Origin of the sequence: Arthrobacter sp. CC3 (assembly GCF_039907775.1) — a bacterium.
GTDB lineage: Bacteria > Actinomycetota > Actinomycetes > Actinomycetales > Micrococcaceae > Arthrobacter.
Genome location: NZ_JARCCY010000028.1, coordinates 45,949 through 68,021, shown reverse-complemented (window position 1 = coordinate 68,021; position 22,073 = coordinate 45,949). Strand labels below are relative to the sequence as shown.

Annotated in this window: 22 protein-coding genes; 11 read left to right on the top strand and 11 right to left on the bottom strand. The window is 66.4% G+C overall.

The genetic code is table 11. The annotated features are described in order from the left end of the window. Positions 1–70: 70 nt before the first annotated feature. Entirely contained in the window at positions 71–262 is a 192-nt protein-coding gene (locus PV761_RS16455; protein WP_347898368.1) for a hypothetical protein, read from the bottom strand. 275 nt (positions 263–537) lie between these two features. Here PV761_RS16455 and PV761_RS16450 point away from each other — a divergent pair, with 275 nt between their 5' ends. Next, entirely contained in the window at positions 538–1,008 is a 471-nt protein-coding gene (locus tag PV761_RS16450) for an Hpt domain-containing protein (RefSeq protein WP_347898366.1), read from the top strand. 61 nt (positions 1,009–1,069) lie between these two features. Here the strand turns inward: PV761_RS16450 and PV761_RS16445 are convergent, their stop codons facing one another. The 3 genes from PV761_RS16445 to PV761_RS16435 are packed head-to-tail and all read right to left on the bottom strand — an operon-like array spanning position 1,070 to position 4,529. Beyond that, positions 1,070–3,301, bottom strand: coding sequence for an ABC transporter permease (locus PV761_RS16445; protein ID WP_347898364.1), 2,232 nt, complete (start codon positions 3,299–3,301; stop codon positions 1,070–1,072). Beyond that, the gene (locus tag PV761_RS16440; protein ID WP_347898362.1) at positions 3,298–4,005 is read right to left on the bottom strand and encodes an ABC transporter ATP-binding protein; all 708 of its coding nucleotides are present in this window, start codon (positions 4,003–4,005) and stop codon (positions 3,298–3,300) included. Before PV761_RS16440 ends, PV761_RS16445 begins: the two co-directional genes overlap by 4 nt. Beyond that, on the bottom strand, positions 4,002–4,529 hold the full coding sequence (locus PV761_RS16435) for a PadR family transcriptional regulator (RefSeq protein WP_347898360.1): 528 nt from the start codon (positions 4,527–4,529) through the stop codon (positions 4,002–4,004). The genes PV761_RS16440 and PV761_RS16435 overlap by 4 nt, the downstream gene beginning before the upstream one ends. Before the next feature lie 464 nt (positions 4,530–4,993). Between PV761_RS16435 and PV761_RS16430 the strand changes: the two genes are divergently transcribed. Next, entirely contained in the window at positions 4,994–5,548 is a 555-nt protein-coding gene (locus PV761_RS16430) for a sigma-70 family RNA polymerase sigma factor (protein WP_028272248.1), read from the top strand. After that, entirely contained in the window at positions 5,545–6,384 is an 840-nt protein-coding gene (locus tag PV761_RS16425; protein ID WP_347898357.1) for a hypothetical protein, read from the top strand. The genes PV761_RS16430 and PV761_RS16425 overlap by 4 nt, the downstream gene beginning before the upstream one ends. A 22-nt stretch (positions 6,385–6,406) precedes the next feature. Here PV761_RS16425 and PV761_RS16420 read toward each other — a convergent pair whose 3' ends face one another. The 4 genes from PV761_RS16420 to acs are packed head-to-tail and all read right to left on the bottom strand — an operon-like array spanning position 6,407 to position 11,580. Next, entirely contained in the window at positions 6,407–6,904 is a 498-nt protein-coding gene (locus tag PV761_RS16420; RefSeq protein ID WP_347898355.1) for a CoA-binding protein, read from the bottom strand. Beyond that, positions 6,901–8,232, bottom strand: coding sequence for an O-acetylhomoserine aminocarboxypropyltransferase/cysteine synthase family protein (locus PV761_RS16415; RefSeq protein ID WP_347898353.1), 1,332 nt, complete (start codon positions 8,230–8,232; stop codon positions 6,901–6,903). The genes PV761_RS16420 and PV761_RS16415 overlap by 4 nt, the downstream gene beginning before the upstream one ends. After that, complete coding sequence (gene sfnG / locus PV761_RS16410) at positions 8,232–9,437, bottom strand: dimethylsulfone monooxygenase SfnG (protein ID WP_043439281.1); 1,206 nt, start codon at positions 9,435–9,437, stop codon at positions 8,232–8,234. The genes PV761_RS16415 and sfnG overlap by 1 nt, the downstream gene beginning before the upstream one ends. A 10-nt stretch (positions 9,438–9,447) precedes the next feature. Continuing rightward, on the bottom strand, positions 9,448–11,580 hold the full coding sequence (acs, locus tag PV761_RS16405) for an acetate--CoA ligase (protein ID WP_347898351.1): 2,133 nt from the start codon (positions 11,578–11,580) through the stop codon (positions 9,448–9,450). 305 nt (positions 11,581–11,885) lie between these two features. Here acs and PV761_RS16400 point away from each other — a divergent pair, with 305 nt between their 5' ends. From PV761_RS16400 to PV761_RS16375, 6 genes are read left to right on the top strand one after another with little or no spacing between them, the layout of a single operon-like run. After that, complete coding sequence (locus PV761_RS16400; RefSeq protein WP_028272244.1) at positions 11,886–12,311, top strand: CoA-binding protein; 426 nt, start codon at positions 11,886–11,888, stop codon at positions 12,309–12,311. A 41-nt stretch (positions 12,312–12,352) separates the two neighbouring features. Beyond that, entirely contained in the window at positions 12,353–12,763 is a 411-nt protein-coding gene (locus PV761_RS16395) for an MmcQ/YjbR family DNA-binding protein (RefSeq protein WP_347898349.1), read from the top strand. Beyond that, positions 12,760–13,356 (top strand): DUF1990 domain-containing protein, encoded by a 597-nt coding sequence (locus PV761_RS16390; RefSeq protein ID WP_347898347.1) that lies wholly within the window; start codon positions 12,760–12,762, stop codon positions 13,354–13,356. The genes PV761_RS16395 and PV761_RS16390 overlap by 4 nt, the downstream gene beginning before the upstream one ends. 14 nt (positions 13,357–13,370) lie before the next feature. Beyond that, complete coding sequence (locus PV761_RS16385) at positions 13,371–14,021, top strand: hypothetical protein (RefSeq protein WP_347898345.1); 651 nt, start codon at positions 13,371–13,373, stop codon at positions 14,019–14,021. A 5-nt stretch (positions 14,022–14,026) separates the two neighbouring features. After that, positions 14,027–14,344, top strand: a complete 318-nt coding sequence (locus tag PV761_RS16380; RefSeq protein WP_028272240.1) for a putative quinol monooxygenase — start codon at positions 14,027–14,029, stop codon at positions 14,342–14,344. A 59-nt stretch (positions 14,345–14,403) separates the two neighbouring features. Then, positions 14,404–14,697 carry a DUF503 domain-containing protein gene (locus PV761_RS16375; RefSeq protein WP_347898342.1) on the top strand — a complete coding sequence of 98 codons (294 nt, stop codon included), beginning with the start codon at positions 14,404–14,406 and terminating at the stop codon, positions 14,695–14,697. 97 nt (positions 14,698–14,794) lie between these two features. On the opposite strand, the gene purL is transcribed toward PV761_RS16375, so the two are convergent. Genes purL through purS form a run of 3 tightly spaced genes read right to left on the bottom strand, consistent with a single transcriptional unit; the run spans position 14,795 to position 18,136 of the window. After that, positions 14,795–17,113, bottom strand: coding sequence for a phosphoribosylformylglycinamidine synthase subunit PurL (gene purL / locus PV761_RS16370; RefSeq protein WP_347898340.1), 2,319 nt, complete (start codon positions 17,111–17,113; stop codon positions 14,795–14,797). Beyond that, positions 17,110–17,883 carry a phosphoribosylformylglycinamidine synthase subunit PurQ gene (gene purQ / locus PV761_RS16365; protein WP_347898338.1) on the bottom strand — a complete coding sequence of 258 codons (774 nt, stop codon included), beginning with the start codon at positions 17,881–17,883 and terminating at the stop codon, positions 17,110–17,112. The genes purL and purQ overlap by 4 nt, the downstream gene beginning before the upstream one ends. A gap of 1 nt (position 17,884) precedes the next feature. Next, positions 17,885–18,136 carry a phosphoribosylformylglycinamidine synthase subunit PurS gene (gene purS, locus PV761_RS16360; protein ID WP_011690410.1) on the bottom strand — a complete coding sequence of 84 codons (252 nt, stop codon included), beginning with the start codon at positions 18,134–18,136 and terminating at the stop codon, positions 17,885–17,887. A gap of 280 nt (positions 18,137–18,416) precedes the next feature. On the opposite strand from purS, the gene PV761_RS16355 reads away from it, so the two are divergent. Together PV761_RS16355 and PV761_RS16350 are read left to right on the top strand one after the other, a co-directional pair. Then, complete coding sequence (locus PV761_RS16355) at positions 18,417–18,602, top strand: hypothetical protein (RefSeq protein WP_028272237.1); 186 nt, start codon at positions 18,417–18,419, stop codon at positions 18,600–18,602. Positions 18,603–18,947: 345 nt separating this feature from the next. Beyond that, entirely contained in the window at positions 18,948–22,028 is a 3,081-nt protein-coding gene (locus tag PV761_RS16350; RefSeq protein WP_347898335.1) for a S8 family serine peptidase, read from the top strand. Positions 22,029–22,073: the final 45 nt, after the last annotated feature.

Genomic DNA, 22,073 nt, shown 5'->3' with positions numbered 1-22,073 from the left:
ACGATTAACAGGTTCCCAGCCGAAAGTCCGATTAAACCGCCGAAAGTCACCAATAAACGCGACTGTAGTACTAGGCGTCCGACTGCTTGTTGCGGATCTGAAGCAGGTGCTGCTGCAGTTTTGCTTCGGCATCCCGCCGCCGGCTGGCCTGCTCGCGCATGGCCCGCGTCGCGGCGGAACCCAGTGGATTCATCAAACCGGTCACATGTTTGGGGGTCGCTGCCGGACCGGCGGCAGGGACGGCCATCACTTCCTCGCTCATGCCGGTATCCTGACATCCGCGCCCGCCCCACGAAACCCCCGGCACGGGAGCGTTACAGGATCGGAACCTGCCCCCGGTCCGGACGAGCCGCGGCTACCCATGCCGCCTGCTGCGGGGTGATGCGTAGTGGTGCTCATGATGCAGGTGGTGGCGGGTGTGTTTCGGGTAGCGGCCACTCGTGACCGTCCCCGCCCTTCCTCCCTATCTTGGACTCACCGGCGCTGCGCTGGAAGTGGACTTCCACAGGCAAGTCGCCGGACCGCTAACGGGAGGGGATGGACGTTATGGGTCTCAGCGTGAAGTCAGGAAAGAACAAGACCGCTCCGGAACCAGGGCAATCTGACCGGGCCGCAACGCTGGAGCAGGCGCCGCGGCGGTACCGCGCCCGCATCAACAGGGCCCCGGTCCTGGACCGCATGCGCGTGCAGGAGCTTGCCGGGGACATCCATTCCCAAAGCCGGCTCCTTGAATTCCTTAACCTTTTCCTGGTCCTGCTGCCCTCCAGGGTGAACAATGTGGCAGGTGCCTTGGCCAGCGGAGACCCTCAGGCTGCGAGCGCGGCCGCCCAGAGCCTTGCATCGTCCGCCGCGATGGCCGGAGCAGCCCGGCTGGAACTCGTTGCCCTGCTCGTCGACAGCGATCTCCGCATCGGCCGGATGGACCGGGCCCGCGAGACCGGCCGGCGCCTCGGACCGGACGCCGCCGAGCTGGCATCAGCCCTGTCCCGGCTGCTGACAGGCCGCTGACAGGACCTCAGGCAGCAATCCGGAGCTGCCCGGAATGCTGGTGCTGCCCGCGCTGCGGACCCTATTCAAAGCGTGTGGCCGTCACCGCTGTGTTGCCGCGGATGAGGCTGAATGTCGCGATGACCGCTCCGAGGGCCAGGACCAGGCTGAGGCCCAAGGCCAGGAAATACTCGGGCGCAGGCCACGTCACCCGGTACGTGTCGTCAATGAAGGCCACCATGAGCCAGGCCACGAGGAACCCCAGGCCGACCGAGAGAAGCACCACGGTCAGGAGCGGGACGGCCGCCTCACGCGTGATGATCCGGCGCAGGACCGAGACGGGCATCCCCATCAGCCGCATCAGGCCGAGAACTCTCTTCCGGTCCAGGATGGCGGAGGCGGTGGCGACCGCCAGGGACAGTCCGGCTATGGCGATTGCGACAAACATGCCGAGGTAGGCGAGCACCGCCAGGCCCTGGATCAGGCGCGTGGAGGACTGCAGCTGGAGGTCCAGCCGGGCAGTGGCCGGGATGGCCGTGACGCCTGACCCGTTCAATGCCGTGCGGGCGCGGTCCATGGCTTCGGGGGTCCCGTCGGTGCCGAGCACAATCACCACCGGCACCATTCCGTCCAGGGTGGCGGCCGGCGCCGGGGTCAGCGCCAGTGGCTGCGTCGTCCAGTACTGGAGGAACGAGGAATCGACGGCGACGGTTTCTGTTGCCGGGATGTCCTCGAACCCGAGACCGGGAGCGTCCGCGGCGCGAAGGTAGATTTCCGGGCCGGCATCCCGTTCGGAGAGGGCTGCCGGGCCGTAGCCGATGGTGGCGTTCCGGATTCCCGGCAGTTCCCTGGCTGCGCGGACGGCGTCCGCGACCTGGCCAGGGGTGTGTCCGGCGGCCACGGTCGCGTGGAGGCTGGTGGGCTGGAGGAGGCCCGGCCGGACAGGAGGCGCCTCCGTTGACTCGACGATGCTGGATCCTCCGGCGAACACGGACACGACGAACACGGCGATCACCAGCCCGGATACGGAACGGAAAGTCGCCACCGGAGTATTTTGGATCCGGCTGGCGGCAATGACTCCCGCCGCGCTCTGTGCCCGGCGCAGCCCCAGCCGGCTCACCAGCCGGGTAAGCCACGGGCCGATGACCACGATGCCGACGAGGACCAGCACGAAGCCGCCGACAAGGAGCAGGGACTCCAACCACGGCAGCCGGACCGCCATGACCCGGATCATCAGTACAGCCGTGATCATGGCGGCCAGGCCGGCCAGCAAGGGAACGCTCCGCCACATGGTGGGGGTCTTTTCGTGCACAGCCCTCGTGACGCCCAAGGGGCCGATGCCTGCACGGGCAGTGCGGTGCGCGGCGACGAGCGCCGAGGCGGTGACCACCACGGCGACGACGGCTGCGGTCACCGCCCAGCCGGGGGTCAGGTCCGCGGCGAACATCCTGCTGCCGTTGACCGGTATCTGTGCGGCAGCCGGCCGCAGGACGGCGGCCAGCACGACGCCGAGGACCGCCCCGATCAGGCTGGGGACAGCGGTTTCGACGGCGGCGATCCCGGAGATTGCCTGCGGGGAAGCGCCAATGAGTCGCAGGGTCGCGAAGCGTTCCCGGCGCTGGGCAGCACCCAGGCCGGTGACAATGCTGATCAGGAGCAGAACGGGGAAGAACACCGCGATGGCCCCGATGGATAGCACGGTGTTGTAAGCGGCCGCGCTGCCACCGTAGGGGTTGGTCGTGAAGTCTGACACCAGGAAGGCCCTGCCGTTCTGGCGGAGGTCGGCTTCCGCTGCTCCCGTGACGATGACCAGGGAATCAGGTCCCGGCAAGGCATCATCGTCGATCGTGCCGGCGAACGTCCCGAAACGGTCGCCAAGCTCGTCCCGGGCAGTTGACTCGATCAGACGCTGCAGCGCCGGGGATGCAAAGTAGCTCCCCGGCTCCGGAGGGCTGCCGATGCCGGGGATCTTGACCGTGGTCGCCTCGAGGACCGCGACGTCGCGGCGGTTGATCAGCCGGTCGCGGAAGACCTCCACCGGGTTCGTCTCCATGAGCACCGTGTCCGCGGTCAGCGGCACCGGCGTCGCGGGCGCCGAAGCGGTCGGATCGTCTGTCAGGGGAGCGGCCACGGAAGGCAGGCCGGTTTCGCGCAGCCAGGCGCCGCGGTCATCACGTGCGCTCAGCCCGTTGGCGCCGCCCCACAGCAACAACAGCAGGCAGACTCCGACGGCGACCCCTCCGGCGATTCCGGCGACCCTGCCGTAGGCGGACCGGCTGCCGACGATTGCCAGTTTGAGCAATCCGGGATTCACGCCGTCACCCGGTATCCCGCACCGGTACCGCCGTCCCGCACGATGACCTCCCGGTCCGCATAAGCGGCGGTACGGGCATCGTGGGTGATCATCACCACGGTGGTGCCCGCTTCGCGGACAAGCTCGAGCATAAGAGTCAGCACGTTTTCGGAAGCGAGGGAATCCAGCGAACCCGTGGGCTCATCGGCGAACAACACGGCAGGGGATGTCACCAGGGCGCGGGCAACGGCGACGCGCTGGGCCTGGCCTCCGGACAGTTCGCCGGGCAGCCTGGCGGCCATCCCGTCCAGGCCGAGGCGCTCCAGCAGTTCCGTGGACCGGCGCAGCGCCTCCGGCCGCCGGGTCCCGGCCAGCAGGAGCGGGAGGCTGACGTTGTCCGCCGCCGTGAGCTCCGGCAGCAGCTGGCCGAACTGAAACACGAACCCGAAATCGGTCAGCCGCAGCCGGGTCCGTTTCGGCTCCCCGAGGGCGCTGGTCTCCATCGGTGACCGACCGGCGGGGCGGTAGGTCACCGAACCGCCGTCGGGGACCAGGACACCGGCCAGGCAGTGCAGCAGCGTGGATTTGCCGGACCCTGAGGGGCCCATGACGGCGAGCACTTCGCCGCGCTGGACGTCGAGGTCGATTCCGCGCAGGGCCCTGGTCTGCCCGAAGGAGTGGTGGAGGCCGCGGGCGCTGAGAATAGGTGACGGGGTGCCAGTCATGCGCTCTGGAGCTCCTTCTTGAGTTGGGCCAGGCGGGCGCCCGTAAGGTCGATCCAGCGCAGATCGGCTTCGATGTGGAACAGGCCGTGGTCGCACATCAGGACCTGAAGCAGGTCCGCGTCCCTTTTCAGGCGGGTCAGCTCACGCATGCGGGCCATGTGTTCGCTGCGCTGCACATCGAGCAGCCGGTCGGCGTCGTCGTCGAGCAGTAAGGCGATCACGGTCTTGGCAAACAGGTTGCTTTGGAGGGACTCCGAGGGAACGTCGGGCGTGAACAGCCACTCGTGCACCTTGACCTGGCCGGCGGCAGTGATTTCGTACTTCTTCCGGTCCGGTCCGGCGCCAGTCTCCCCGCCCAGGGCGTTGATCAGTTCGTCGCGAACCATGCGGGCGAGGGTGGAATACACCTGCCCAAAGGCCAGAGCCTTCCCGGTTCCGAAGTAGCGGTCGTAGGAATGCTTGAGATCGTAGCCGTAGCTGGGCTGGCGGCTGAGGAGGCCCAGCAGCGTGAGGGAGTTGTTCACACGTCCATCTATACACTGAGTGCATACCTGAATGCCAGCATCCGATGAGGCAGTCCGGCCGTGTCGCAGGCAGGCTATTCCGCCCCTGATCCGGCGCCGGAACGGGCGCCGGAACGGGGCTGAAAACTTTTTTGAAAGTTTTTTGGATTCCGCGTAACCCTGGACCGTGCCGTGACGATTACCACTATGAAAGCGCCGGGTTCGAAGTTGTCCCCCATCAGGTTCGAACCTGGCGCTTGACTGCAAAAAGAGAGCCGGGCCGGAACTGTCCCCCATCATGTTTCCGGCCTGGCTCTTTTTTGTCCGGGGCCGGTTCAGCAGGGCGCCTGCCCAGGAGTGCGCGGTCTTTGTGGGCTTTCCCCTTCTTTACCCGGGGTAAAGTTGTTGAGCGGGTTCAACCCACAGCCGCCACATGATGGCCATACAATGATGTAGCCATCTCCCTTGAACGAAAGCCCACGTCCGTGACCGAAGCACTGACCGACGATGCCTTGCGGGCCCTCAAGGGCCGAGATGGCGAGTTGTTCAACCTGGTCTACCGGAGCTATGCGTCGCAGGTACTGGGATACCTGACCGCACGTGGCGTCGAGGATCCGGAGGCCACCATGCAGGATGTCTTCCTGGCTGTCCTGCCCCGGATAGACACCATCAGCGGCGGCGCCAGCGGGCTGAGGACCTTCCTGTTCTCGGTGGCCCATGCCCGGATGGTCGACGATCACCGAAGGCAAAGCCGGACACCGCCGAAACAACCGTTCGAACCGGAGTTTGACCGGCGGGAAGCCACCTCGGCTGAAGCCGCGGCAATGCTGCTGGTAGCGCCGGGAGAAGTGCTTGAGCTGCTTGAGGTCCTGGGGGAGGACCAAAAAGAGGTGCTGACCCTGCGGATCATTGCTGATCTTACGGTGGAGCAAGTGGCCGAAATCATGGGGAAAAGTGCCGGAGCCGTCAAACAGCTTCAGCGACGTGCTTTGGACAGACTCCGTGAACATTCGGCCGTAAAGGACTATGTAGCGCCATGACAACCAGGGATGACTTTTCTGGTGGGACCGTTGACCGGCTTCTCCTCGACGCCGGCCACACGGATGTGCCCGAACTCAGGGCCGCCCTCCTGTCCATAGCTTCGCTGGCACAGATGCCGGTTCCCGCTCCCGGGGCCGAACTTGCGGCCATGCTGGCCGGTCCGCGGGATGAACTGACCCGGAAGCGTTGGCTGCGCCAGCACCGCCCCACGGTCGTGGGCCTTGCCGTTCTTGCCGGCATGGGTCTCGGAGTAACCGGTGTGGCCGCCACCAGCCAGGTATCGGAAGACGGCTCCGGCCTCTGGTCCGTCCAGCAGTTGACGACGGACTGGGCCCCGGACTGGACGCTTCCCCTCGCCCCGGCCGCTACTGGCCAGGACGGACCGGCAGGGTGGGTTTCACCGCTCTTCCTGCAGCTTGACCACGAGGGTCCTTCAGCCGTAGACGGGCCGGCCGAACCGCCGGCACCCCCGGCGGCCCAGGAGCACGCCAAAGGACAGTCGGCAGCAACGCCGCCCGATACCCGCGAGCTTCCGCCTGTGAAGGGTTCGGATTGGGCTCCCGGCGCGGCTTCCGGCCATGGCAAAGCAGGGCAGCCGGATGCCGACAGCCCACGCGCAGGCAAGAGTGATGCTTCAGCGGACGAACAGTCCGGTCAGGGCTCCCTGCAGGAGGGTGGCATGCTCTCGGAACAAGCCGCTCCGGCTCCGGAGGAAGGCAGTGAGGTTCGCGGCGAGTCCGGCCGGAAGAAGGAAAAGTCCAGCACGGGCCTGCTCGACTCCGCGCTGGACTCTTCCCTGGATCCGATCAGCCGCTGGCTCGGCAAGCTGCGGTAGACGCCAGGCGGCGAGGGCCGCTTTAGGCCAGTACCTGCCGCTTCGAAGAAATAACGCCTGTGTCGAAGCCTGCCAAATGGAGCCCGCCGTGGAAGCGTGCGTGCTCGATCTTGACGCACCGGTCCATCACGACGTCGAGCCCGGCGGCTTCGGCTTCCTTGGCCACGTCCTCGTGCCACGAGCCCAGCTGCAGCCAGAGTGTCTTGGCGCCCGCGGCGACGGCCTCGTCCAGGACACCCGGGAGGTCGTCGTGCTTGCGGAACACATCCACGATGTCCGGGCTCTCGGGAAGGTCGGCCAGGGAGGCGTAGGTAGGCTGGCCAAGGATCTCCTTAACAACGGGGTTCACGAAGTACACCTTGTACCGCGTGGAGGACTGCAGGTAGGTGGCCACGAAGTAGCTGGCCCGCGACGGCTTGTCAGAGGCGCCCACAATGGCAATGGACTTTGCCTGCCGGAGCAGGTTCAGCCGTTCCGGGGCGGTAGGGCCTTCCCAGGTCCTGGATTCTGCTGCGCTCATGCGATTGCTCCGATCGTGCAGGTTTCGACAGGCTCAACCACCGAGGAGGACGCAGCGTCCAGCGCCTGGTCCAGGTCCCACAGGATGTCGTCGATGTCTTCCAGGCCCACGGAGATGCGGACCAGGTCTTCGGGGACGCCGGCGGATTCGAGCTGGGCGGGGCTCAGCTGCTGGTGGGTGGTGGAACCCGGGTGGATCACGAGGGTCCGCGAGTCGCCCACGTTGGCCAGGTGCGAGGCCAGCTGCAGGGACTCGATGAACTTCTGGCCCGCAGCCCGTCCGCCCTTCACGCCGAAGGAGAATACCGAGCCGGGCCCCAGCGGCAGGTACTTCCGTGCCCGCTCAAAGTGCGGGTGTGAGGGCAGTCCGGAGAAGTTCACGTAGGCCACCCGCTCGTCGGCCTCAAGCCATTCGGCCACGGCCTGGGCGTTCTTCAGGTGCTCGTCCAGGCGCTGGGGGAGGGTTTCCACGCCCTGCAGCAGCTGGAAGGCGGACTGCGGTGACAGGGCCGGACCGATGTCGCGCAGCTGCTCGCAGCGGAGCTTGGTCAGGAAGCCGTACTCGCCGAAGTTGCCCCACCAGGAGACGTTGCCGTAGGAGGCCACGGGCTCGGTCATGGTGGGGAAATTGCCGTTGCCCCAGTTGAAGCGGCCGCTTTCGACGATCACGCCGCCCAGCGTGGTGCCGTGTCCGCCCAGGAATTTGGTGGCGGAGTGGATCACGATGTCCGCCCCGTGTTCGATCGGCCGCACGAGGTACGGCGTGCTCAAGGTGGCGTCGACCACGAGGGGGATGCCGGCGTCGTGCGCCACCTTTGCCAGCCCGTCAAGGTCCTGGACTTCCGAGGACGGGTTGGCCACCACCTCGACGAAGATCGCCTTGGTGTTCTCCCGGACCGCGGCGGCGTAGTCCGCCGGATCCGTGCCCGGGACGAACGTGGTGTCCACCCCGAAACGGCGGAGGGTCACATCGAGCTGGGTGACGGTGCCGCCGTACAGCTGGGAGGCCGCCACGATGTGGTCGCCGGCCTGGGTCAGTGCGGCGAACGTGATGAATTCCGCGGCCATGCCGGACGAGGTCGCAACAGCGCCGATGCCGCCCTCCAGGGAAGCGATGCGCTCTTCGAACGCGGCCACCGTGGGGTTGCCGATGCGGGAGTAGATGTTGCCGTACTTCTGCAGCGCGAAGAGGTTGGCGGCGTCCTGGGTGTCCTTGAACACGAAGGACGTGGTCTGGTAGATCGGCACTGCCCGGGCGCCGTGCTCTGCGTCAGGGGTGCCGCCGGCGTGCAGCGCGCGGGTGCGGAAACCAAACTTGCGGTCAGCCATTACGCGGCCACCCCCACGGAAGCAACGGGGGTCTGGGAAAGGTCCAGTTCGGTGCCGTGCTTACGGGCAAGGTCCGCCTCGAGTTCGCGGACGATCGGCAGGATGTCCTGGCCGAAAGCGGCCACTTCCTCCTGGAAGTGCAGGTAGCCGGTGAGGAACAGGTTCACGCCGATCTTCTTGTACTCCACGATCCGTTCGGCGATCTGCTCGGGGGTGCCGATCAGCTGGGTCTTGAAACCGTCGTTGTACTGGACCAGGTCCTCGAAGCTTGAGTCGGCCCACATGCCCTTGCCGTCCTTGGTGGACGCGCCGGCTTCCTGGACGGCGTCGCGGAAGCCCTGGACTGCGGGCTTGTGCGCCTTTTCCACGATTTCGCGGAGGGTGTCGCGGGCTTCCTTCTCGGAGTCGCGGGCGATGACGAAGCCGTTGAGGCCAAACCGCGGAGAGGGCAAAGCGGCTGGCAGACCGCCCTCGGTGCCGCGCCGGGTCTCACCGGAAGCAGCGACCACGCCCGCAATGTTCTCCTTGAAGCCCTCCAGGTCCTTGCCGTTGGAGAAGTACCAGTCGGCCACGCGGCCGGCCGTGGCCTGGGCCGCCGTGGAGTTGCCGCCGAAGAAGATCTCCGGGTGGGCCCGGCCCGGAACGTCCACCGGCGCCGGGTTCAGGGTGAAGTCGGTGATGTTGTAGTACTTGCCGGACTGGCTGTATTCCTGCTCGGTCCAGAGGCCGCGGAGCACCTTGATGAATTCCTCGGTGCGGACGTAGCGTTCGTCGTGCTCGAGCCATTCGAGGCCGAAGTTGGTGAACTCGTTCTTGAGCCAGCCGGAGACGATGTTGACGGCGGCGCGGCCGTTGGAGATGTGGTCCGCGGTGATGATGTATTTGGCGAGCACACCGGGGTGCCACATGCCGGGGTGGACGGCCGAGATGACCTTGAGCCGCTCCGTGGCCGCCAGCAGCGCCAGGCTGAAGGACGTGGCTTCGTGCTGCTTGTCCGCACCGTAGGAGGCGGCATACCGGGTCTGCGTCAGGGCGTACTCGAAACCGGAGTTCTCGGCGATCCGTGCAAGCTTCTTGTTGTAGTCGAAGTCCCAGCCGGTGCGCTGTTCGATCGTGGAGACCACCAGGCCGCCGGAGACGTTCGGCACCCAGTAGGCGAACTTGAGCGGCTCGGAAAGACGGGCAACGTTGCTGATGTCGTTCATGATTTGTCCTTTACTTCTGTCCGTTGAGGGGAGATGCCGGGACGGTGGCGGCGTAGCCGGCCAGGGCATCCTGGATGCCGGCGATTGCCGGCTCGTTCTGGAGTGATGTGGTGTCGCCGAGGGCGGTTCCCTCGAAAAGCTGGGTGAGCAGCCGGCGCATGATCTTGCCGCTGCGGGTCTTGGGCACGTCAGGAACCACGACGACGTCGCGCGGCTTAGCGATGGGCCCGATCTCTTTCGCGACGTGGTTGCGGAGGTCGTTGGCCACCTCTGTCGGAACCCCGCCCTTCAGCACCACAAACGCGACGATCGCGTGGCCGGTCTTGGGGTCTGCCACCGGGCAGACGCCCGCTTCCACGACGGCCGGGTGGGAGACGAGCGCGGACTCGATTTCGATCGTGGACAGCAGGTGGCCGGAGACGTTGAGGGTGTCATCCACCCGCCCCAGGATCCAGATGTCGCCGTCGTCGTCGTATTTGGCACCGTCTCCGGCGAGGAACCAGCCCTGCGCGGCGTACTTGCGCCAGTACGAATCGAAGTAGCGCTGCGGGTTGCCCCACACGGTGCGGGCAATGGCCGGGCCGGGGGAATCCACCACAATAAAGCCCTGGACGCCGGGCGGCACGGTGTTGCCGGCGTCGTCCACGATCCGGGTGCTGACGCCGGGCAGCGGACGGGCGGCGCAGCCGGGTTTGAACTCGGTGTCCGTCGGGGCGGGGGAGAGGATGGTGGCGCCGGTCTCGGACTGCCACCAGGTGTCCACCACGGGGGCGATGCCGGCGCCGACGTTCCGGCGGAGCCAGCGCCAGGCCTCGGGGTTCACGGCTTCGCCCACGGTGCCCAGCATCCGGATGGAGGAGAGGTCGTAGCTGTCCGGCACGCCGTCCGGGAACCAGCCCATGAGCGAGCGGACCAGGGTGGGCGCGGTGTAGTACTGGGTCACGCCGTAGCGCTCGATGATCTCGAAGTGCCGGCCCGGGTGCGGAGTGTTCGGGGTGCCTTCGAAGATCACCTGGGTGACGCCGTTGGAGAGCGGGCCGTAGATCTCGTAGGTGTGGGCCGTGACCCAGGCGAGGTCGGCGGTGCACCAGTGCACGTCCCGGTCCCGGAGCGCCGGGTCCGGGTTGCTGAACAGGTGCTCGAAACTCCAGGACGCCTGCGTCAGGTAGCCGCCGGAGGTGTGCACCAGGCCCTTGGGCTTACCGGTGGTCCCGGAGGTGTACATGATGAAGAGGGGCGTCTCGGCGTCGAACGCTTCGGGTTCGTGGTTGTCGGAGGCCTGCCCGACGGCGTCGTGCCACCACACGTCGCGGCCGGCGGTCATGGGGACGGTTGCGAGCTGGTCGGCAGGGGTGGTGCGGTTGACCACCAGGACGTGCTCGATTGCGTTGTCCCCGGCCACAGCGGCGTCCGCGTTGTCCTTGACCGGCACGGCCACGCCGCGGCGGAACTGGCCGTCCGTGGTGACCAGCAGCTTGGCCCGGGTATCCTCGACGCGGAATTTCAACGCCTCGGCGGAGAAGCCGCCGAACACCAGGGAATGGATGGCGCCGATGCGTGCCACGGCGAGGGTGATGATGACTGTTTCGGGGATGACCGGAAGGTAGATGACCACGCGGTCGCACTGGGTGATGCCCAGTGCCAGGAGCGCGTTGGCAGCCTTCGCCACTTCGCGCTGCAGTTCGGCGTAGGTGATGGCCCTGCGGTCGCCGGGCTCGCCCTCGAAATGCAGCGCCACCTTGTCGCCGCGGCCTGCCGCAACATGGCGGTCCACGCAGTTGTAGGAGACGTTGAGCTTGCCGCCTTCAAACCAGGTGATGTCCGGGCCGGTGCCGGCATCCAGGTCTGCCGGTACGCGCCGGTGGGCTGTGTGCCAGGGCTCAGCCCAGTCGAGGCGGAGGGCCTGTTCTTCCCAGAATTCAACCTGGGTGGTACTGCGGTGACGCGCCGGTCCGTCAATGGGGACGCCGTGCACTGCGCCGTCCGTGGGCTCGGTCAGGGACCATCCCGAAGAGCCGCGAGAGGAGCCGGGCGCGTCACGCAGCCCTGCTTCGTTCGCCGTCGCGTCCGAAGTGGATTGTGGGGTTGCCTCGGACGGAATCCGGGCAAGGGTGGGCAGGGCGGAAGAAATCTCTGGGGTCATTGCAGCACTCCATCGGTCCTGGCAGTAGCACCCGTAGTTCCCTTGGTTCCCTCGATCTTCATCGAAAGAGAATGGAACAGTTCCGTGGGAATGGTCGTCTCACGTCACCGGGGGTTGCTGCGGCTTCATCGATCCAGGTCTCTCGGCCGCTCGGGATGGTCATTACCTACTAGAGCCGAGATGCATGATTTCACAAAATCCGGGGCTTTCGGGCTGTAATATTCGTTCATCGCCCGGGCGTGCCGGTTCCATTCATTCATATATTCGGGGATTGGCCGGAATCGCCGCAGGAGTAAGGTTGATACATGGCCCACGTTAACGATCCGGCAGTCATTGAGCGACTCATGCGAACCAAAGGAACCTGGGCGGTGGTGGGCCTCACCACCAACGAATGGCGCTCGGCGTATGACGTTTCCCTGTACATCCGTGACCGGATGGGCATGGAAATCATCCCGGTCAACCTTCCCGGCGACGACGTCCACGGCGAGAAGGGGTACCGCTCGCTGGCGGACATCCCCGCGGAAAAGCACCCGATCGACGTCGTGGACTGCTTTGTGAACTCCCACAGGGTGGGGGCCGTCATCGACCAGGCCATTGCCGTGGGTGCCAAGGCGGTGTGGCTGCAGCTCGGCGTCTTCGACGACGCCGCCGTGGAGCGGGCCAAGGCAGCCGGGCTGGACGTGGTGGTCAACGAGTGCCCCGCCCGCGAAGGCTGGCGCGTGGGCATCTGATGCCCTGTCTGATCCACCAGGAGTCCGGATAGGCTCGTGCCATGGACGTTGCCACCCTCCGCGCGATCTGCCTGGGCTTTCCCGGCACTTTTGAAGACTTCCCGTTCGGGCCTGAAACATCAGTCTTCAAGGTGAGGGCGGCGGTGCCGGGCGGCGCGCGGCACGATGCCAAGATGTTCGCGGCGTCCGCCATGGACCCGGCGGACTGGAGCGTAAGCCTTAAGTGCGAGCCTGCGCTGGCCGAACAGCTGCGGGCGATCCACCCTGAGATCACCGGCGCCTGGCACATGAACAAAACCCACTGGAACGGGGTTAGGCTGGACGGATCACTGCCGGACGACATGATCCGGGACATGGTGGAGGACTCCTACGACCTGGTGGTGGCCACGCTGAGCAGGAAGCAGCGCGAGCAGCTTGGATGGGCAGGGCTCGCCCGGGGTGACAGCGCATGAGGCGTGGCCGCGGGGAGGCCCGAACCGGCAGGCTCCGCCTGGGTCGCGGCGCCCGCCGTTTTGCCCGGGGAGGCCTGGATTACCCCGGCATCGGGTCCACCGAACATGGCCGGCCGCCGGACGGCATGCCCTGCGTGGTCACACAGGCCTACCTCGGCGAAGGGCCGGCGCTTTACCGGAGGGTGGCCCAGGGCATCCTGGCCTGGCAGCTGCAGAAACGGTCCGGGTTGCGCGTCCGCACTGACTCCGACACCGTGAGGCCCGGCGCGCGCGTGGTGAGCGGATTCGGCGTCGGGCCTTTCCGGATCAACGCTCCCTGCGAGGTGGTGTGGGTCCGGCGCCCGGTGCCCGGCGGCGGTCCGCAAAGCGCCGGTTTCGGCTACGGAACGCTGCCCGGCCACCCGGTGCAAGGCGAGGAGGCCTTTGAAGTGGAGCTGGACGGCCAGGGCCGGGTGTTCCTGAAGATCACAGCGTTCAGCCGCCCGTCGAACTGGTTTTTCGCTGCCGGCAGCGCCGTCACGGCCCGTGCACAAAGGCATGTCACTTCCCGATACATTGGGAGTGCACACGAACTGGCCGCAGGTGAAAGCTGAGCAGGAGCAGGTGGATGCTGGAACAGAAAACCCTTGACCAACTGTGGAATTTTGATGACCCCGCCGGATCGGAAGTCCGCTTCCGGACGGCCGCTGCAGACGAACAGTACGACGCCGACGAACAGGCGGAACTCGCCACCCAGGTGGGGCGGGCCATCGGCCTGCAGGGCCGCTACGAGGAAGCCGATGCGCTCCTGGATGCGATCGACGCCGACGAGCCCACCGTGGCCGTGCGGGTGCTGCTGGAGCGCGGCCGGCTGCTGAACTCCAGCGGCCATGCCGCAATGGCCGTCCCGCTGTTTGAACAGGCTGCAGAACTCGCGGACCATCTCAGCGAGGAATTCCTGGCCGTTGACGCGCTGCACATGCTGGCTATCGCCGACCCTGCGCATGCCGAGTCCTGGACCCGCAGCGCCCTCGAGTACGCCTCCACGGTTCACGAACCGCGGACCAAGCGCTGGATGGTCTCGCTGCACAACAACCTCGGCTGGACGCTGCACCAGGCCGGGCGCTTTACCGAAGCGTTGGTGGAGTTCCAGCTGGCCGAGCAATGGGCGGAACGCGTCGGCACTCCCCAGCAGCAGAAATGGGCCCGTGAGGCGATCGAGGAGTGCGAGCACTCCCTTTCCGGCGGGCTGACAGCAGAAACACAACGAAAGGGATAACCCCAGTGATCTTTATTGTCGTCAAGTTCAAGGTCAAGCCCGACTGGTCGGAGAAGTGGCTGGGCCTGGTGGAGGACTTCACCCAGGCGACGCGGCAGGAGCCGGGAAACCTGTGGTTCGACTGGTCCCGCAGCGTGGATGACCCCAACGAGTTCGTCCTCGTGGAAGCCTTCAAGGACGACGCCGCGGGCGACCACGTCAACAGCGCACACTTCCAGAAGGCCATGGCGGACATGCCGCAGGCCCTCGCGGAAACGCCCCGGATCATCAGCCGCCAGCTCGACGGCGACGGCTGGGACCGGATGGGCGAACTCACCATCTGACGTCATCGACTGCTTGCGAGGCGAGGGTGCCGGTGGGGAGCAATGGATAGGCTTATGGCATGTGGATCGGATGGATCGAATTCGACATTCTCCTGGGCGACGTTCACAGCCTCAAAGAGAAGCGTTCCGTGGTGCGTCCCCTGCTGGCGGAGCTGAAGCGGCGCTTCGAGGTTTCCGTTGCCGAGGTGGGTGACCAGGAACAGTACCGGCGGACGCAGCTGGGAGCGGGCCTGGTGGCAGCAGACCGCGCGCACCTCGTGGAGGTGCTTACCGCCGTCGAACGCTTCGTGGCCTTCCGCCCGGAACTCGAGCTCCTCAGCGCCCGCCAGCGGGAGCTCCGCAGCGACGACTGACCAGCGCTTAAGCGCGAACGGACACTTGAGGCCCTGGAACAAGGGGCCTCAAGTGTCCGTTCGCGCTTAGCCGTTCGCGCTTAGTGGTGCAGCGGGATTAGTCGAAGTACTTCGGCAGCGTGGCCTCGTGGGCTTCGCGGAGGGCGGCGAGGGACAGGGTGTCCACGCCGTTGATCTCCAGCTGACCGCTGGCTGCGTCCACCACGCCGATGCGGGTGTGGGCGAAGCCGCGGGCGGTGCACATGTCCGTGAAGCGGACTTCCTCGGAACGCGGCACACCAACAACCGCGCGGCCCTGCGTCTCGGAGAACAGCGCCGTGAAAAGGTCCACGCCGTCGCGGTCCATGACGTCCTGCAGTGCAATCCGCGCACCCACGCCGTAGCGCAGCGAGGACTCCACCAGGGCTGCCGCGAGGCCGCCTTCGGAGAGGTCGTGGGCGGAGTCCACCATGCCGTCACGGGAGGCGTTGATCAGGATCTCACCCAGCGCGCGTTCGGCGGCGAGGTCAACCTTGGGCGGCAGGCCGCCGAGGTGGCCGCGCATGTTCGCCCATTCGGATCCGTCCAGTTCTGCCGCGGTGGTACCCAGCAGGTAGATGGCCTGGCCGTCCTCGCGCCAGCCCGACGGCGTGCGGCGGGCGACGTCGTCGAGCTTGCCCAGCACTGCCACCACGGGGGAGGGGTGGATCGGCGTGGTGCCGGTCTGGTTGTACAGCGAGACGTTGCCGCCGGTGACCGGAATGCCCAGCACCATGCAGGCGTCGGACAGGCCGCGGATGGCCTCGGCGAGCTGCCACATGACATCCGGATCCTCGGGGGAGCCGAAGTTCAGGCAGTCGCTGACGGCCATCGGAGCGGCGCCGGAGGTGGCGACGTTGCGGTAGGCCTCAGCCAGGGCGAGCTGTGCGCCATGGTACGGATCGAGGTAGGTGTAGCGGCCGTTGGCGTCGGTGGCCAGGGCCACGCCCAGTCCGGTTTCCTCGTCCACGCGGACCACGCCGGCGTCGTCCGGGAACGCCAGCGCGGTGTTGCCGCCGACGTAGCGGTCGTACTGGTTGGTGATCCAGTCCTTGCTGCACATGTTCGGCGAAGAAATGAGCTCGGTCACGGCAGCGGCCAGTTCCGCGGGGGCGGCGGGCCGGCCGGCGTCCTGGACCGATCCGGTGAACGAGTCGGCCTGGACGGAGTCCTGCCATTCAGGGCGTGCGTACGGACGGTCGTAGACCGGGCCGTCGTGGGCAACGGTGCGCGGGTCGACGTCGACAATAACTTCGCCTTCCCACGTGATGATCAGGCGGCCGGTGTCGGTCACCTCGCCCAGCCAGGAGTACTCCACGGCCCACTTGTCCATCACCGCTTCGAACGCGGCGATGTTCTCCGGGGTGACCACGGCCATCATGCGTTCCTGCGACTCGGACATCAGGATTTCGCCCGGCGTCAGGGTGGGGTCGCGGAGCAGAACCGAGGTCAGCTCGACCTCCATGCCGCCGTCGCCGTTGGAGGCCAGTTCGGACGTGGCGCAGGAAATGCCCGCGGCGCCGAGGTCCTGGATGCCCTCAACCAGCGAGCCCTTGAACAGTTCCAGGCAGCACTCGATCAAGACCTTCTCGGCGAAGGGGTCGCCCACCTGGACGGCGGGGCGCTTGGAGGGCTTGGTGTCGTCGAAGGATTCCGAGGCGAGCACCGAGGCGCCGCCGATCCCGTCGCCGCCGGTGCGGGCACCGAACAGCACCACCTTGTTGCCCTTCCCGGAGGCGTTGGCGAGGCGGATGTCCTCATGCCGCATGACCCCGACCGCGAGGGCGTTGACCAGCGGGTTGCCCTGGTAGACGGAATCGAAGACCATCTCGCCGCCGATGTTCGGCAGGCCCAGGGAGTTGCCGTAGCCGCCGATGCCGGCCACCGCGCCGTGCATGACGCGGGCGGTGTCCGGGTGGTCGATGGCGCCGAACCGCAGCGGATCCATCACGGCCACCGGGCGGGCGCCCATGGAGATGATGTCGCGGACGATGCCGCCGATGCCGGTGGCGGCACCCTGGTAGGGCTCCACGAACGACGGCGAGTTGTGGGACTCGATCTTGAACGTCACGGCCCAGCCGTCGCCCAGGTTGGTGACGCCGGCGTTTTCGCCGATGCCCACCAGCATGTCCTTCTTCATCTCGTCGGTCACCTTTTCGCCGAACTGGCGCAGGTGGTTCTTCGAGGACTTGTAGGAGCAGTGCTCGCTCCACATCACGGAGTACATGGCGAGCTCGGCGCCGGTGGGGCGGCGGCCCAGTACCTTGACAACCTCGTCGAACTCGTTCTGCTTCAGGCCCAGCTCGGCCCAGGGGAGTTCGGTGTCCGGGGTTTTGGCAGCGTTCTCGACCGTGTCGATGTTGAACTTCCTGCCAACGGTTTCAGCTGAGGTACTCACTTGGCGCCTCCCACAATCTTGTTCAATACGGAGGTGAAGAAACCGAGGCCGTCGGTGTCGGACCCGCCGACCCCGTCCAGGGATGAGGGGCCGAAACCGGCCTCCACGGCGTGCTCCGGGTGCGGCATAAGGCCCACCACGTTGCCCGCGGCGTTGGAGATGCCCGCGATGTCGCGGCGTGAGCCGTTCGGGTTGAAGCCCACGTAGCGGAACACCACGCGGCCTTCGGCCTCCAGGGCATCCAGGACCTTCTCGTCCGCGATGTACTGGCCGTCCTGGTTCTTCAGGGGAACGGTGATTTCCTGGCCGGCCTCGTAGTCGAGCGTCCACGCAGTGTTGCTGTTTTCAACCCGCAGGACCTGGTCACGGCACATGAACTTCAGGTGGTCGTTCTTGATCATGGAACCGGGCAGCAGGTGCGATTCGGTCAGGATCTGGAAGCCGTTGCAGATGCCCAGCACGGGCAGCTTGGCGTCGGAGTTGGCCGCGTCGATGATCTTGGACATCAGCGGCGCAAAGCGGGCAATGGCGCCGGCGCGGAGGTAGTCTCCGTAGGAGAATCCACCGGGAATCACGACGGCGTCGACGTCGCCCAGCGCGCTGTCCGCGTGCCAGAGCGGCACTGCGGTGCCGCCGGCCAGCCGGACTGCACGGGCGGCGTCGCGGTCATCCAGGGTGCCGGGGAAGGTGACGACGCCGATCTTCGCACCCGCGAGCTGGGGGTGCGCGGCGACGGCGATTGCCTCGCCGATCAGGGGGAGTTCAGTCATCTCAGGCCTCGACGACCTCGACGTTGACGACATCCTCGATGACGGGGTTCGACAGCAGGGTTTCTGCGGCGTTCCGGGCCTGGGCCAGGATTTCCTCGGTCACCTCGCCGTCGACAGTGAGTTCAAAGCGCTTGCCCTGGCGGACAGAGCTAAAGGCAGTGAAGCCCAGCCGCGGGAGTGCACCCACGATGGCCTTCCCCTGCGGGTCCAGAATCTCGGGCTTGGGCATGACGTCGACGACGATCCGGGGCATCCGGTAACTCCTGTGCGTGAGCGTTGGGTAAGGGCGCAGCGGAGTGATGCCGTCTCACGCCGGTCTGCTGCTGTATTCACAGCCACTGCGGACTCCAAACATAAGACCAGCGGCATCAGAACAGCGGGGAACGAGCGCTCCGCGAGCTTGCCTGCCCATTCTACCGGGCGCAATGCGTCAAGCCGCATTCGGCCGTGGACTGTGAAATGGGGCACTCGCCGGAATGTGAAGAACGACGCCGGCTCTGGTGGTGCGCTGGTGCGCTCAGTAGGATTGCGGCATGGCTCAGAAACCCAGATCCGTCCTTCTTCCGGTCATGGCCGCGGCAGTGTTCGCAGGCCTGGGCCGGATGGTCATCCAGAAGATCAAGGCCGATCGCGCGGCCCGCGAGACAAACGTCGCCGGCCCCATCGACGAGAAGACACGCGAGTGGATCAGTGAGGTTGTCAGGACTCCGCGCCAGTAAGGCCCGCTTCCCGAAGTCTTGAACTGAACTTCTGAACTGAATATTTTGACGTGAACTGAGGGCGGTTTCCATCGCGGAAACCGCCCTCAGCCATGCCCGGGGCAAGCCTCGAGATGACAAAAGCAAAACGATACTTGTGTCCTATGTCATATCCGGCTCTCACTCTGTACTGTTTGACTCGGCTGGTCTCGCCGGATGACAGGAACTGTCGATCCGGCTGCCATTTCCCAGCTGACCGAGTCCGGCCGCACCGCCGGACCCGTACCTCATGAAAGGTTTCAGTCGCTCGTGAAATCACACAGAATAAGCCTTGTCCGGGGCGGGGGACTCCGGAAGGCTGCAGCGTTGGCTGTTGGCCTCCCGCTGCTGCTCTCCTCCGTTGCAGTGGGTCCCGCTACCGCGGCGCCCGCCGAACCCAGCGGGGTTGAACAGGCAAAAAACGTCAACCCGACAGATTACAAGGACGGCCGCTACATCGTTGTCCTGGCTGAGAAGGCCGCGGCCGCCTACGAGGGCGGAACGGACGGCATCGCGGCAACCAAACCGCAACAGGGCCGCAAGCTGGATGCCGGGAGCCAGAACTACAAGGCGTACGACGCACACCTCCGCAAGGCCCAGCGTGACGTCGCGTCCCAGCAGGGCGTCACCCCGTCCAAGCAGTTCACTGGCGCGCTCAACGGCTTCGTCGCTGAGCTCACTGCGCTGCAGGCAACCGAACTTGCCAAGGACGCCAATGTGCTCCTGGTGGCTCCGGATGTGGAGAACGCCCCGGACTACACCACCACTGACTTCCTGAAGCTCACGGGCAGCGAGGGCGCCTGGGCGAAGCAGTTCGGCGGCGAAGCCGGTGCCGGCAAGGGCGTGGTGGTCGGTGTGATCGACTCCGGCTACGCCCCGGATAATCCTTTCCTGCAGGGGGATGCGGTGCAGCCGCTCAAGGGCAAGGCCGAGGTGGGCGTCCCCTATCTCACGGCGAATGGCACGATCGCCATGCTCAAGTCGGACGGCACCACCTTTGAAGGCGAATGCCAGAAGGGCATCGAATCGGGGGCCTCGTTTGACGGCACGCTCTGCAACTCCAAGGTGGTCGGCGCCCGCTACTTCGCCGACTCCTTCCGTCAGTACGTGACGCCCGAACACCGGGCCCCGGAGGAACTGATCTCCTCGGTGGACGTTGGCAGCCACGGCACGCATACGGCCACCACCGCTGCCGGCAACGCCAACGTGGAACAGGTCATCGACGGCGCCAGCTTTGGCAAGAGCTCCGGCGTTGCCCCGGCCGCGAAAGTCTCCGTCTACAAGGTCTGCTGGGAAGACGACAATCCCGCAACGGGCGGCTGCTACTCGTCCGCCTCGGTCGAAGCTGTTGACGCGGCCATCAAGGACGGGGTGGACGTCCTGAACTACTCCATCTCCGGAAACACCAACAGCACTTCGGATCCCGTTGCGCTGGCCTTCCTGAACGCAGCCGCCGCCGGTGTATTCGTTTCGGCCTCGGCCGGCAACTCCGGCCCCACCGTTTCCACCGTGAACCACGCCTCGCCGTGGCTGACCACCGTCGCAGCCTCCACCTTCCCCAGCGACCTGCTGGGCACGGTCAAGGTATCGGATGGCAGCATGTACCGCGGTGCGTCCATCATGAAGACCGAAGTCAAGGACGCCGGCGTGGTGGTTGCCGCCGACGCTGCGGCACCGGATGCGCCAACGGCCGCGAACCTGTGCGGCCCGGGAACCCTGGACGCCGCCAAGGTCAGCGGCAAGGTCGTCGTCTGTGACCGCGGCGTCGTGGACCGCACGGCCAAGAGCCTCGAGATCCAGGCAAAGGGCGGCGTGGGCATGATCCTGGTCAACCTGTCCTCCAGCTCCGAAGATGCAGACAACCATGTACTGCCTACCGTCCACGTCAACGCCCCCAAGAGCCTGGAACTCAAATCCAAGCTTGCCGCCAATCCGGCGCTGACGGTGAGCCTCCTCAAAGGTGACCTCACCGGCCAGCCGCTCTCCCCGGCGCCCCAGGTGGCAGGATTCTCCTCCCGGGGGCCCAGCCTGGCCTCCGGCGGCGACCTCCTGAAGCCGGACATTTCGGCTCCCGGCGTGAACGTCCTCGCGGGCGTTTCCACTATCGGCAACAACGGCGCGCAGTTCGGCTTTATGTCCGGCACCTCCATGGCTGCCCCGCACATCGCCGGCTTCGGAGCCCTGGTGCTCAGCAAGCAGCCCAAATGGTCGCCTGCCACGGTCAAGTCCGCGATGATGACCACCGCCTACCCGCTGGTCAACGCCGACGGCACTCCCAACCGGAACCCGTTCGAAGGCGGCGCCGGACATATTGACGCCACCCGCGTCCTGGACCCGGGACTCGTGTACAACTCGGACATCAAGCAGTGGCTGGCCTTCCTGAACGGCCAGGGCGTGGCGACCGGTGCACCCCAGGCCGGCACCATTGCCGCGCGCGACCTCAACCTGCCCTCCATTGCACTGGGCAGCCTCGTGGGCGAGATCCAGGTCAAGCGCCAGATCACAGCTCTGGTGCCGGGAACCTACCGGCCCGTGGTGGACATGCCCGGCGTCAGCGTCCACGTGGAGCCGCAGATGCTGAACTTCGCCAAGGCAGGGCAGACCCGCGAGGTCACCCTCACCATCAAGAACGTCAGCGCGCCGGTGGGCAAGTTCACCACGGGCACCCTGACGTGGAAGGGCCCGCGCACGGTCAGCTCGCCTATTGCGGTCCGTCCGGTGGACGCGCAGATCGCACCGTCATTCGCGTTCAGCTCGGCCACCGGCACCGGCAGCGGAACCCTGGACCTGGTTTCCGGCTCGGACGCCCCCATCGCGGTGGGAGTCGAAGGGCTTGCGCCCCTGGCCGAGACGGCCATCACCAAGACGCCCGGCGCCTACGCGGCCAAGAACGACGAGCACAACGCACTCGTCAAGGTGGACGTTCCCGCCGGCGCCACCTTCGCCCGGCTGGGCATCCAGGCCGGAACGGACGACGTCGACTGGGACATGGTGGTCTACGCACCCAACGGAAGCGGCGGACTTGTGGCAACCCAGGTAGCAACGGCGTCCGCCAGCGAGTTCCTGGATCTTGAATCGCCGCGTGCGGGCACCTACTACATCGTGGCGAACCTCTACTCCACCCCGGACAACGGACCCGCTTCCGCGGTCGTCCAGGCGGTTTCGTTCCCCGGAAAGCCGGAGACGAAGCTCGCTGTCAACCCGAATCCAATCGTTGCCCCCAACGGCACGGCCACCACGGCGACAGCCAGTTGGACCGGCCTGGAATCGGGATCCTACCTGGGACGCCTGAGCCTGGGCGGAAACGGGATCAAGACGTGGGTCAACGTCAAGGTGGGTGCCGCAGCGGTGTCCAACCCTGCCGGAGCTCCGGCGATCACTGCCGCTGACGCCGTTCCGGGGTCCTAATCCCGAACACCTACTGTAAGCAGCAGTAAGGAACGTCCCGGCAGC